At 58.4% G+C, this 13,554-nt stretch carries 7 protein-coding genes, 1 tRNA gene and 1 pseudogene; 5 read left to right on the top strand and 4 right to left on the bottom strand.

Features of this window, described 5'->3' with window-relative positions; all coding sequences use genetic code 11:
* The 3 genes from B3873_RS24305 to B3873_RS24315 form a co-directional block, all read left to right on the top strand.
* The coding region (locus tag B3873_RS24305; RefSeq protein WP_286869558.1) for a metallopeptidase TldD-related protein at positions 1-665 on the top strand (665 nt) is incomplete at its 5' end.
* 81 nt (positions 666-746) lie between these two features.
* On the top strand, positions 747-1,238 hold the full coding sequence (locus B3873_RS24310; RefSeq protein WP_051057585.1) for a GNAT family N-acetyltransferase: 492 nt from the start codon (positions 747-749) through the stop codon (positions 1,236-1,238).
* A gap of 81 nt (positions 1,239-1,319) precedes the next feature.
* Entirely contained in the window at positions 1,320-2,918 is a 1,599-nt protein-coding gene (locus B3873_RS24315) for an MDR family MFS transporter (protein ID WP_286869561.1), read from the top strand.
* A gap of 71 nt (positions 2,919-2,989) precedes the next feature.
* Here B3873_RS24315 and B3873_RS24320 read toward each other — a convergent pair whose 3' ends face one another.
* The 4 genes from B3873_RS24320 to B3873_RS24335 form a co-directional block, all read right to left on the bottom strand.
* Complete coding sequence (locus B3873_RS24320) at positions 2,990-7,603, bottom strand: AAA domain-containing protein (RefSeq protein WP_286869563.1); 4,614 nt, start codon at positions 7,601-7,603, stop codon at positions 2,990-2,992.
* A 13-nt stretch (positions 7,604-7,616) separates the two neighbouring features.
* Positions 7,617-8,135 (bottom strand): hypothetical protein, encoded by a 519-nt coding sequence (locus tag B3873_RS24325; RefSeq protein ID WP_286869565.1) that lies wholly within the window; start codon positions 8,133-8,135, stop codon positions 7,617-7,619.
* A gap of 545 nt (positions 8,136-8,680) precedes the next feature.
* Entirely contained in the window at positions 8,681-10,174 is a 1,494-nt protein-coding gene (locus B3873_RS24330) for a cryptochrome/photolyase family protein (protein WP_286869567.1), read from the bottom strand.
* A 371-nt stretch (positions 10,175-10,545) separates the two neighbouring features.
* Positions 10,546-10,630, bottom strand: a tRNA-Leu gene (locus tag B3873_RS24335).
* A 221-nt stretch (positions 10,631-10,851) separates the two neighbouring features.
* Here B3873_RS24335 and rnr point away from each other — a divergent pair.
* Positions 10,852-13,371 carry a ribonuclease R gene (gene rnr, locus B3873_RS24340; RefSeq protein ID WP_276838925.1) on the top strand — a complete coding sequence of 840 codons (2,520 nt, stop codon included), beginning with the start codon at positions 10,852-10,854 and terminating at the stop codon, positions 13,369-13,371.
* 91 nt (positions 13,372-13,462) lie between these two features.
* Positions 13,463-13,554, top strand: a pseudogene (locus B3873_RS24345) (23S rRNA (guanosine(2251)-2'-O)-methyltransferase RlmB); the annotation flags it as partial.

Below are 13,554 nucleotides of genomic sequence, written 5' to 3' on the forward strand. Positions count from 1 at the left end.
TGAGCGCGCGCAAGCTCACGACCCGCAAATGCCCGGTGCTGTTCGAAGCACCGCTGGCGGCGGGTCTGCTGGGTGCCTTCGTGCAAGCGGTGTCGGGCGGTGCGCTGTATCGCAAGTCGACCTTCCTGCTCGATTCGCTGGGCCAGCAGGTCTTCCCCGAGCACATCCAGATCCTGGAAGATCCGCACGTGGTCGGCGGTGTGGGTTCCGCGCCCTTCGATGAAGAAGGCGTGCGTACCGTCAAGCGCGAGGTGATCAAGGATGGCGTGGTGCAGGGCTACTTCCTGTCGACGTATTCTGCCCGCAAGCTGGGCATGCAGACCACCGGCAACTCCGGCGGCTCGCACAACCTGACGCTGCGTTCCGACCTGACCACCAAGGCCGATACCTTCAAGGGCATGTTGAAGAAGATGGGCACCGGCCTCCTGGTGACCGAGCTGATGGGGCAGGGCGTGAACTACGTGACGGGTGACTATTCACGTGGTGCCTCGGGTTATTGGGTCGAGAATGGCGTGATCCAGTATCCGGTGGAAGAAATCACCATCGCCGGCAACATGAAGGACATGCTGCGCCAGATCGTGGCCGTGGGTAACGACACGCTCATTCGCGGCACCAAGGAAACGGGTTCCATCCTGCTGGAAAACATGACCATCGCTGGCGACTGATCGTGCAGCACGCCACCCGGCCGCCGCTGGCGAGCCGAGTGGTGCCACGGCCAGCGCCGCCCATTTTTGGGGAGGCAAGCCATGGACGACATCCACATCCGGCGCGGCTATCTGCCAGGCGCCATCGGGCGTGTAGCCGAGCTGCACGCCGCGTATTACACCGAAAACTGGAGCTTCGGCGTGTATTTCGAAGCCCGCATCGCCACCGAACTGGCGGCCTTCATGAGCCGCTACGACGACAGCCGCGACGGCTTCTGGACTGCCACCGTGCATGGCCGCGTCGAAGGTTCGCTGACCATCGACGGCCAGCATGCGCAGCAGCAGGGCGCTTGGCTGCGCTGGTTCATCTCTTCCGAAAAACTGCGTGGGCGGGGCGTGGGCGATGCCCTGCTGACCGAGGCCATCCGTTTCTGCGCGGAGTGCGATTTTCCCTCGATCTACCTCTGGACCTTCGAAGGTTTGCACGCTGCGCACAACCTGTACCAGCGCCACGGATTCGTGCTGGCCGAGGAACGCATCGGCTCGCATTGGGGCGTCAAGCTCAACGAGCAGCGTTACGAACTGCTGCTGTAGCGCGCAGGGCAAGCCATGCCATGCGGCGCTAGAATGGCGGATTGGCGCACACGCGCAACTTCGGACATTCATCCTCCGCACATGGCCCTACACACCGACGCCGCCCACTCCAGCGGCCAAGTCCTGCCGTTCCGCGAATCCCTGCTGGCCACGCTGGGCATCTGCTTCGTCATCATGCTGGTGGCCCTGGACCAGACCATCGTCGGCACCGCCCTGCCGACCATCGTGGCTGAACTGAAAGGTTTCGATCTCTATGCCTGGGTCGCCACAGCCTATCTGCTGACCTCGGTCATTACCGTGCCCATCTTCGGACGGCTCGGCGATTACTTCGGGCGCAAGCCGTTCGTGATTGCTTCCATCGTCGTCTTCGTCGGTGCTTCGGCCTTGTGCGGCATGGCCAACAGCATGCTGTTCCTGGTGCTTGCGCGCGGGCTGCAGGGCATCGGTGGCGGCATGCTAGTGGGCACCTGTTTCGCTTCCATCGCTGACCTGTTTCCGGATCCGCGCGTGCGGCTGCGCTGGCAGATCATCCTGTCGGCTTCCTTCGGCATTGCTACGGCAGTGGGCCCTTCGCTGGGCGGCTTCCTCACGCAGGGGCTGGGCTGGCGCTGGGTGTTCTACTGCAACCTGCCCATCGGCGTGCTGTCGCTGTATTTCGTCTGGCGCTTCGTGCCGCATATCCGGCACATGCAACACGCCGGCAAGATGCGGCTGGACTGGCCTGGCGCGCTGCTGATTTCGCTGTCGCTGGGCAGCCTGCAATTACTGGTGGAACTGCTGCCCAAGCGGGGCATCACGGGCGGCATGATGGTGTTGCTGGCCTTGTCAGTAGCGGCCTTCTACGCCTTGTGGAAGTGGGAGCAGCGCGCCGCGCAGCCCATCCTGCCCTTCGAGATGATGCGCGACAAGGCGCTGGCCAGCCTGTTCGCCTTGTCGGTACTGGCGGGCTTTGCCATGTTCTCGCTGCTGATGTATGCGCCGCTCCTGTTCCAGGGCGGATTCGGGTTGAGCCCGCGTGAAGCGGGGCTGCTCATCACGCCGCTGGTGGCCTGTATTACCGTGGCCAGCATCGTCAATGGCCGCATCATCACGCGCATTCCCAATCCCAATCTGATGATGAATCTCGGCTTTGCGCTGATCGCTGCATCCTGTCTCGGCGTGGTGCTGTGTGATCGCACTACCGGCAATGGCTTTTTGCTGACAGTGATGCTGGCCGGTGGTTTCGGGTTGGGACTGGTCCTGCCCAATCTCACCGTATTTGCGCAGCAGGCCGCTGCACGCGAGCACCTGGGTATCGCTACCGCCTTGCTGCAGTCCTTGCGCATGATCGGCGGCATGCTGGGCACGGCCATCACCGGCACGCTGGTGAGCCAGATGTATGGCGCAGGCGTGCAGAAGGCCTTGGAAGGAGACCACGCAGCGCAGTGGCTCAAGGATTTCAGCGATCCTGAAGTACTGGTCAATCATGACATCCAGTCGGTGCTGCTGGCCCAGCTGATGCAGGCCGGGCATGACGGTTCGGCCTTGCTGGAAGCGGCGCGCGAGGCGCTGGTCGGGGCCATTCACATGGGTATCGCCATTGCCATCGTGGCCGCGCTGGTGGGGTTGTGGATGGTAAGGCGCGTGCCGCCCATCCGCTTTGACCAGGACAAGAAGGTGGAGCCGGTGATGTCGGAATGAGATGCCGACCGCATGAAAAACGGCCCCGCTGTTTATCCCCTCACTTTTGGTGATGCACTTTCACGCTTCATTTACCCTTGGCCCGCGACGTCATCAGTTGCCAACCTCTGCTCGGGAGGGAACGCCACCACCTTCCTCGATTCAACGTGGATGCTGGTGACAAGGGTGTCTACCCCGCTGGGCTGAATTCCATGGGCAGCGAGCGTCTCGATGAGATCTCGAACGACTTCATCCTTATGAAGGACAAAGGTTGAGGCAAAGCAGCGCCAAAATCTCCACCCAGCTCGTTCCAAGATGCGCTGCCTGCGCATATCGCTGTCCCACTGGTCAGGGCCATGGTACCGATCACCATCGCACTCGATTGCTAGACGACTGTCAGCATCACCTTCAACAACCATGTCGATTCGGTATGAGCCGACTGGAACTTGTGGAGTCACACGATAGCCACGGGCGATTAGGATATCGAAGACTTCCCGCTCAAAAGGAGACTCGCAGAGTTCACGAAGATTTTCTACTTGCTCCTCGTCTTGGAAGAAGGGGGCTTGGAAATGCTGAATGAGCTTAGAACGCAATAGGTCCGTCTGGCTCAATTCTTCGGCCTGCATACTGCGCACCAAGTACATTCGGTCTCGAGCTCGGGAAGCGGCGACATTAAACCGTTGTGCAACCATATCTTGTGTCTGTGCGTGCGCATGACCAGGCGAAGCAACCATGGACAAGAACATGATGTCGCGTTCCTTGCCTTGGAAGGTGCGGGCGTCGCCGCAGGTGATTTTGTATTGTGTGACTACCTGCTCACCAAGCTCATCATTGAGCATCTGCATGACCTTGAGCGCCTGCTCGTTACCTAAAAGGGATACGACACCAATGGTTCGCCCATCAAATGCACGGTTCTCGGCAATGGCCCTAATTTCATCAACGATGAAGCGGGCTTCGGGCAGGTTGATGTCTTTGTTGCGGTATCCGTCGATGACGTAAACGTCGACGAGTGGAGGGTCCAGGCGCTCTGAAGCCTTTGGCATCCGTAGTGGCTTGAGTTCATGGTTATAGAATTCACGCTTTGAATACTCGATGATAGGAGCCACACAGCGGAAATGCTCTCGCAACATCACAGCGCTCTTGGCGAATACCACCTTGAACAAGTCATAAATGGAGCGCTCTGGAGTCATCTGGGGCCGGTAGATGTCCACTTGGTTGGCAAGGAAGCGACTCATCAGATTCCTGATTTTCTCTTCCTCAAGACCAACACCTTCCGGCGAGACCTGCTTGTCGTCACCAACAATCAACATCTTCTTCGCACGTAGAATGGCGGGCAATGCAGTCAGGTCAGATTGAGAGGCCTCATCGATAATAACCAGGTCAAAGCACCCGAAGCTCGCCGGCAGCGATTCGCAAATTCGGTAGTGCGGCATAATCCAGCAAGGAATCGCACTGTTTGCCCGCTCAGCAGCGAATCGCGCATCCTGGCGGTAGCGCCCGGCACGGATGCCAGTACCCTTGCCAATCTTCTTGATGGCCGACCGGTAGGCCTCAAGGGCCGCCCTAACGTCATGCGTAGCGTTTTCGGCGAGCTTGAGCCACGTCCGCTTGCTGACAGCATCCTGGTAGAGCTTGGCAAGGTCATTCTCAAGGTCTATCCGCAGCTTCGACAGTCGCTTCAATTCGTGACGGCCATCAATCTTGTCGACAAAACTGATCAACCTGCACAGGCGCCATACCTCACGCCAATTGTCTGGTAGTAGAGAATCGTAAGTCCCCGAGTGGGCCTCAGTACGAAGCTTCGACGCCCATTTCTTAGCACCTGAGGCCTCAATTAGCTGGGTAACCTCGGAAATCGTCTTAAGGTTTCCAGCCAACGAGTGGACTCGACGGAGTTCTTCCATCAATTTTGACCACTCACCCTGAATATCGCTGTCAGTACATTGCAGAGCGCCTAAGCGCGCGTTCAGAAACTCTCTCAGCCGCTCAGTAATAGCACCTTCGCAACCGAAAAGCGCTTTCAGGAACGATTCCTTGACCACCCAAGTTTCGGCAAGGCGATGACGTGTCAGGTGATGTTGGAAGATACCCTCAATTTCTCCAAGCAGTTCTTTGCAGTATGGGGTTTGGCCGACTTTCGGCCAGGTTGGTAGTAAAGGCTGCACGGCTATAACCACGTCCAACTCAACCGAAATACTTGATGCCACCTTGTTGTAGAGGTCTATTACCGTGCCTGTGGCAACCAGGCGCTCTGGCTTTGCTTCAAAACGTGGAAGTGAGAGTTCATCTGCTAAGGTGTTCCAGCGAACAAGTAATGCCTTGCTCAACTGCAGGAATTTGATGAACTGAAGTACGTGCCCCCAATCGGCTGGCGAACCGGGCTTGGCACTGACTACTATGACCGTATCCAAGCCCCGCTTCTGCTCGCTTTTTCCGAACATTCCTGCTAGCCCAAACGGTTTTTTCCCCTGCGACAGATTGGTGACTGCCTCGATCAACTCGTCGTTGGCTTCGAAGCCGTCGGGCAACACTACCGGTTTAACCAAAAACTGCTTCCGAGTATCTAGAGCGGCGAGGATTTCGTCCTTAAGACGCAGGAACAAATCTAGGATTTCGTTCTTTGAACTGCGACGTAGGTATTGCTGCAACCCAGCAGTCCAAGGCTGCTGGGCATTATCGATTTCCTGAAGCAACAGCCTTAGGTTCGACACCTTGGCGGTGGCCGTCATCACTACCTGAATAGTGTCTGGAGAAGTGCTGACAAGGCTAGGGACCACACCATCGGACTCTTTTGCCTTCAACTCACTTAGCCGAGACAGGTCCTGATGAACCTGTAAAAGTTTTCCCGTTTCGGGAAAGTCGCCAATTTGGGGAACACGTATGCCGTGATAGGCCAAGCCGGGGCCAACGGCGAGTCGTGCTTCACGCAAGGCGGAAATGTCAGTATTCCCAAATTGCGGCTTGTAGATGGATTCGATGGTCAGAGAATCCGGGAACCACAAAACCTCATTTCGGTTTACTGCGACATCTTCAGCGACCTCAACAGGCGTGAGGGACTCGTCATCAATCTGTACTTTCCCTAGGTTAAGACTCGCCCAATGTGCGATTTCCTTATCAGTCTTAGCAATGGCACCATGTAGCGCGTCAATTTGACCGTCAATTTGCTCGATTTCCCGACGATATACTGAGCGGTCAATTCGAGTGACCTCCGCAGCAATCTTGTTGATGGCGAATTCAAATTGCTTCATGCCCTCAGCTTCACTGGTCAGAAGACTGATAGCTAAGGGTCGAATGGACTCAGGCAACTTTTCCTGCAAGACACTTAGCGCCGGGTCCTTCATCGAGGTAACTAAGACGCGTTTCCCCAAAGCAAGATAGTGGCAGATCACGTTTGCGATGGTGTGCGTCTTACCTGTTCCTGGCGGTCCCTGAACTACCACGCCATCATGCGCTTCGAGCATCTGAATAATCTGGACTTGCTCATCGTTGTAGGCCATCGGAAAGTACAGTTCCGAAACGTGATCAGTCCTTGATTCTGTGCCACCGCCGCTTCCGTGAACAACTGATAGGCCGCGGAATGCCGGGAGGGGCACATCTTCGTTCTCAGAAGAGGGCTCCGTTACAAGGGATAAGACTGCCTCCGGCAAGGGGCCAAGGCTTCCGGCGGCAAGCTTGGCCTCAAAGCGTTCCAAGTCTTGAACTAGCAGATTGCTAGTACGCGGACGTGCCAGCAGTACCCAGGTGTCCGTGACCACCAGGTTCTCTACAGCCTTGGGAAGGCTCCGGTCATCTGCAGTGGTTTGAGGCGGCCAGTAGGTTCCGGATGCGTCTAGGAAGGTGGCGGCCGACTGCAGTAGCGGCTCGAAGCTGCTTGGCTCGAAGGGATTAAGTGCACCGCCAGTCGAATCGAAGAATTTCTTGCTTGTCTCAACCAGCTTGGCCACTCCTGGGTTATCCATCGCGGCATAGATGTCGACCTCTAACCGCGGCTCTGAGGAGCGGGGCCTGATTTCCAATGCCATGGTCGTTTCGTTGAGCGAGATCTCGACGGGCTGAGTCAGCAACGGGTAAGCGAGAGCGCCAGATGGCAACGTCCAGAGCGCTATGCCAACGCCCCATACTAGTTCGAGCTGGGAGTCGACGAGGTTACCTTGCATTTTCTGCGAGAGCATGAAGAGCTCAGAGTAGAGCGAAATACTTTTCCGAATCTCCTTCTCGCGTTCAGCCCACGGGCGCCAAACAACATCGACGTAAGATTTGAGCTGCCCCTTGAGTAACTCACTGTCCGTGAAGTCTTCTAATGAAACAACGATAGACTCAACTTTAGCCTTGACGCCGTTGCCTTCTGTGACATGCTCGACTGGACCAGCCGCCAACGCCCCAATATCGATAAGTGATTGGCGTACCGCGTGGGTCTTAAGAGTGGGCTCTTTATTCGGTGCCCTAGGTATTTCAATCCATATGCTGAGAAGCTTGCTGTCGGGGGCAGGAGGGTGCGTCTCATGCAGTCGGTCCAAGCGAAGCCAAACCTCATCAAACTCCGTTTCTTGGCAGTTGAATGTCACACCGGGTAAGCCCTTGATTCGCTCTTCCGTGCGATAGAAATCCTTGTGTTGCGAAAAATTCTGTAGTGGCGTCTTTTTCAGTAGGGCAGTTTGTTTGGCAAACTCGATGAGTGCTGCTAGACGTTCGTTTTGAATGGCCATCAGATGTAACTTTCTATTTGGTCATGAGCACGATGATCACCAGAACGGCCAGGCCCATGAGAATCCATTTTATGTTGGCACTACCGGACTCATTTGTTGATTTGGTTTGGAATGTCGTGCGCATCACACCGTACTTAAACTGGGCCTCATACGTTGATTTGCACACTGAGCACGAAAGGTGTTGCACAACACTATCAAGAGTTGAAACGAAGTTTGGTGTTTGACAGTTGGCACACTCAACTATCACTCGGTCAGGGAAGGCTTGCGAAGGCGGTACGTCTCCTCGCTCGGAGGCCGTAAACTTTGGTGGTTGATGAATCGGAGCCGATGGATTAGTCGGTGGCATAACCGTTCCGGTCGAGAGTCGGAGGACAAGTTCATCAACCTCAATCTTTAAGGATCGAGCTTTCGGCCTGTCTCGAAAACCCAATTCATACTGAATCGCCTTCAGCGTCTTCAGGTCGCCGTGTGAAGAGGCGACTAACTCTTGAATCTGCTCAATTCCGTGCTTGAAGTAAGGACGATACGCCATGAAATCGCTCTGTTACATGTTGCAAATACTGCAATGACTTCGCAGTAGCCTTGTGTTCGCGGATGGGCTTGCTAAGATTGACATTCTACAAACAATTGTCGTGCATTGTTGGCCAAAAGGTCTGTATGAAGCAACCGGATGCAAAGAATTACTTAGTTTTGTGGCGGACTTTGGGGTAAAGCAGCTATTGCTCATCTCAGCGAGGAGCATCTGCAATTGCGAACAGTTTGCGTTGAGTCACTGTCGCCGAATGGCGATTCAGTGAGAACGCGGACGTTGCTTCATCCATTTGTTGGTTGGCCGCTGAGGAGCGATTTGAAACGTCCACTCCCCAAGTGGTTTGAACGAGAGAACACTGCAATGAAGCGGGCGGGAAGAAGCACCGTCCCTAAGAGTTCGTGTGCATCAGCATGTATTCATACATCAACATATCTCCCGCAACGCAGTGTTTGCCCGGCGCAAATGGTTTTCTCGCATAGCCATGCGCCATCAGGGTTGGCTCCTTAGGGCCGTTTTTTTGGGGGCGTCAACATTGAGAGGTTGGCTTATTCAGCCTTCTCCGTCTTCTTCACCACCGCATAGCGTTCCAGCGTGCGTTCACGCGCCTGCGCATGGTCGACGATGGGGCGCGGATAGTTCGTCCCCAGCGTCACGCCGGCCGACATGCGCTCATCGGGTGCGGCGGTCCACGGCGCATGGATGCGCTTGTCGGAAAGCTTGGCCAGTTGCGGCAGATAGCGGCGGATGAACTTGCCGTCCGGATCAAACTTCTCCGATTGCGTGACCGGGTTGAAGATGCGGAAGTAGGGCTGCGCATCACAGCCTGAAGACGATGCCCACTGCCAGCCGCCATTGTTGGCCGAGAGGTCGAAGTCGTTGAGATGGATCGCGAAATATTTCTCACCCCAGCGCCAGTCGATGCCCAGGTCCTTGGTGAGGAAACTGGCCACCACCATGCGCAGGCGGTTGTGCATGTAGCCGGTCTGGTTGATCTGGGCCATGGCCGCATCCACCAGCGGATAGCCGGTGCGTCCCTCGCACCAGGCGGCAAACAGTTCTTCGGCGTGTTTGCCGTGCTCCCATTTGATCGCATCGTACTCGGGCTTGAAGGCCTTGGCGGTCACGCGCGGATGGTGGTGCAGGATCATGAAATAGAAATCGCGCCAGGTCAGTTCCGACAGCCATACCGCCGCACCGGCCGCGCCTTGGCCCGCATGCATGGCCTGCATCGCAGCCCGCGCGAGCGTGCGGATGGAGACCGTGCCGAAGCGCAGGTGGATCGACAGATAGGACGGACCCTTCACTGCCGGAAAATCTCGCGCCGTGCCGTAGGCACCGATGCGGCCCAGGAAGTCCTCCAGCAGGGCCTGGGCACCGGACATGCCGGTAGGAATCTTCAGTTCCTGCAAATTGCTGGGGTGGAAGCCCAGTGCCTTGTGTGAAGGCAGTCCGTGGTGCGCCTTGCCCGGTGGCTTGGCCAGGGCCTTGAAGTAGTTCTCGACCGGATAGGGTTTGAGATAGAAGTCGCCACCGGCGGCGGCCAGCTTGGCCATCCACGCATTCTTGTAAGGCGTGAAAACGGAGAAGGGCTTGGCGGACTGGGTCAGCACCTCGTCCTTTTCAAAGATCACCTGGTCCTTGTAGCTCAGCAATTGCGCGCCATGTTTTCTCAGGGCCTGGTCGACTGCGGCATCGCGTTCCACTGCGGCGGGCTCGTAGTCGGTGTTGACGAAGACCGCCTGCACCGCCAGTTCGGCAGCCAGTTCCGGAATGCACCTGGCGGCCGCTCCGTGCAGCACGATCAGCCCGCCGCCCGCCTTGCGCAGCGCCTCGTCCAGTTCGGCCACGCTGGCCAGCAGGAAATCAACGCGGCGATCCTGCTCCACGCCGTCGGCCTTCAATGCATCAAGAATGTCGGTATCGAAGACGAACACGCACCACACGGACTGGCTCTGCGAGAGTGCGTAGTAAAGGGCGGCATGATCGGTGTGGCGCAGGTCACGGCGGAACCAGACCAGGGACTTGTCGAATTGGGGCATTGCGTCGTGGTGAGAGTTGGCGGTGTTTCGCAGGATGCGCGGACGCCGGAGCGTGCCGCTGCCATAGGCAGACCGTGCGAATGATAAAAGATTTCGCACGCGCCAATTCGCATGCGATGGCCGTGAACCGGCTTTGACGCGGACTGTGTGAATTCGCAATGAGGGTAGGGAGGAGAGCGAATTTTTTATTTGAGCCCCAAAACGCAAAAGGCCGAATGATTTTCATCATTCGACCTTTTTTGTTTGCTGCGCACGGAGGGTCTCGGTCGCGTCCCGCGACCCCGTCCGGCCTTGCAAGGCGCGCAGGCGCTTTGCTCGTGGCCCCAAAACGCAAAAGGCCGATTGATTTTCATCAATCGACCTTTTTTGTTTGGTGCCCACGGAGGGACTCGAACCCCCACACCTCGCGGCACATGGACCTGAACCATGCGCGTCTACCAATTCCGCCACGTGGGCTGCGCTGTAAAGCGAAGACCGTGATTATAGACGGTCTGAAAGCACTGTCAACAACTTTTTCGCTTCCATGGCATCATTTTCGTTGCAATACGATGCTTCACCCCTGTTTTACCCCCGTATTGCGGTTAGGTAAATGGCCGCAACTCCGTTACACTAGGCACATCCGTCCGCCTGGGCGAGCTTCGCCTTGGCATTTATAACAATTGCGCGAAACGAAACTTTTGAGCCAATTCCCCTATTCCATTCCCAGCCGGGAAGAGATCCTCGGCATCCTGCGTACTTCCTCGGGCGCGCAAAACGCTGCCGCCCTGGCCGCCGCGCTCGGCGTCAAGCCGGAAGAAATGGACGGCCTGACGCGCCGCCTCAACGCCATGGAACGCGACGGCCAGATCAAGCCGGATCGCGCCGGCAACTACAAGCTGACCCACTCGCCCGACTTCATCCTGGGCCGCGTCTCCGCCCATCGCGATGGCTTCGGTTTCCTGCTGCCCGATGAAGGGGCTGATGACCTGTTCCTGCCCGAGAAGGAAATGCAGAAGGTCATGCACGGCGACCGCGTGCAGGCCCGCATCACCGGCACCGACCGCCGTGGCCGTCCGGAAGGCACCATCGTCGAAGTGGTGGAACGCGCCAACACCCACGTGATCGGCCGTCTGCTCAATGAGAACGGCGTCTGGGTGGTCGCCCCCGAAGACAAGCGCATCGGCCACGACGTGCTGCTGGCCGGACCCCCGGGCAAGGCCAAGGCCGGGCAGGTGGTCAGCGTGGAACTGACCGAACATCCTTCCCGCTACACGCAACCCGTGGGCAAGATCGTCGAGATCCTGGGCGATATCGACGACCCCGGCATGGAAATCGAAATCGCCGTGCGAAAGTACGGCGTGCCGCACGAATTCTCGGAAGCCGCCAAGAAACTGGCTGCCAAGCTGCCCAGCGAAGTCAAGGCGGCCGACCTCAAGGATCGCGTCGACCTGCGTGACGTGCCGATGGTCACCATCGATGGTGAGGACGCGCGCGACTTCGATGACGCGGTCTACTGCGAACCGGTCAAGATCGGCCGTACCAAGGGCTATCGCCTGATCGTCGCGATTGCCGACGTGAGCCACTACGTCAAGCCCAACGATGCGCTGGACGTGGATGCACTGGAACGCAGCACCTCGGTGTATTTCCCGCGCCGGGTGATCCCGATGCTGCCGGAAAAGCTCTCCAACGGCCTGTGCTCGCTGAACCCGGACGTGGACCGCCTCACCCTGGTGTGCGATGCCGTTATCACCGCCAAGGGCGAGATCAAGGCCTACCAGTTCTATCCGGCCGTGATCCACTCCGCAGCTCGCCTGACCTATACCGAAGTGGCTTCGATCCTGGCCAATACCAAGGGCCCGGAAGCAGCGCGTCGCATCGGCCTGGTGCCGCACCTGACGCACCTCTACGAAGTCTTCCAGGCGCTGCTGACGGCCCGCCAGGCACGCGGTGCCATCGACTTCGAGACCACCGAGACCTACATCGTCTGCAACGCCGCCGGCAAGATCGAGAAGATCCTGCCGCGCACCCGCAATGATGCGCACCGCCTGATCGAGGAATGCATGCTGGCCGCCAACGTCTGCGCGGCCGACCTGCTGAAGCGCCACGATCACCCGGCGCTCTATCGCATCCACGCCGGTCCGACCAAGGAAAAGCTGACGCAGCTGCGCACCTTCCTCAAGCAGATCGGCCTGACTCTGGGCGGTGGCGACACCCCCAGCGCTTCCGATTACGCCGAGCTCATGCCCAAGGTCAAGGCACGTCCCGATGCGGTGCTGATCCAGACCATGCTGCTGCGCTCGATGCAGCAGGCGGTCTACAGCCCGGACAACATCGGTCACTTCGGCCTGTCGTATGAATCCTATGCGCACTTCACCAGCCCGATCCGCCGCTATCCCGACCTGCTGACGCACCGTGCCATCAAGGCCGTGCTGCAAGGCAAGCGCTACGAGCCCAAGGGTATCGACAGCACTGCGCTCAATACCTCGATCTCGCCCGCTGCCCGCAAGGCGCAGGCGCTGCAGCGTGCCACCGACAAGGCGGCTGGCAAGAAGCCGCGCGGCGAGAGCGCACTGGCGATCTGGGAAGCGCTGGGCCTGCACTGTTCGGCCAATGAGCGCCGTGCCGATGAGGCCTCGCGCGATGTCGAAGCCTGGCTCAAGTGCTACTTCATCCGCGACAAGCTGGGCGAGGAATTCACCGGCACCATCGCCGGCGTGGCCACCTTCGGCATCTTCGTCCAACTGGATGCGCTCTACATCGAAGGCCTGGTGCACGTCACCGAGCTGGGTGCGGATTACTTCCAGTACGACGAAGCGCGCCACGAACTGCGCGGCGAACGTACCGGCATCCGCTACCAGCTGACCGACCGCGTCACCGTGCAGGTCAGCCGCGTGGACCTGGACGCCCGCAAGATCGACCTGGCGCTGGTCAACGAGCCGGGCATCCGTACCCTCATCAAGAACGAAGCCAAGCGCGCTGAAAACGCCGCGCGCGGCAAGTCTGCTGGCGGCAGGCAGAGTGCCGATGAAGCTCAGCCGGCAGCCCGTGGCAAGAGGGGCGCCGCCGCCAAGCCAGCTGCCGCTGCAGCGGGCAGCAAGCCCAAGGGTGGCGCCAAAGCCAAGGCCGGTGCCGCGCGCACCGCCCCGGCACGCCCCGGCGAAGCCGACCGCAAGCGCGCTGCGTCCAAGGGCTACACCAAGGGCAAGAAGAAGCGATGAGCAAGTCCCCGGACCTGCGCAATGCGCAGTCCGGGTTTGATGGAACGCGGGGCAGTTGCCCCGAGCAAGACGAAAGACACAAGCAGGATCTATGAAGAGCAAAATGATTTTCGGCTTCCATGCCGTGACCTCCCGCATCCGCCACGAGGCTTCCTCGGTGGAAGAGATTTACGTGGATGCCGA

It is taken from the genome of Herbaspirillum sp. UBA812 (assembly GCF_002296545.1).
Taxonomy (GTDB): Bacteria; Pseudomonadota; Gammaproteobacteria; order Burkholderiales; family Burkholderiaceae_D; genus Herbaspirillum; species Herbaspirillum huttiense.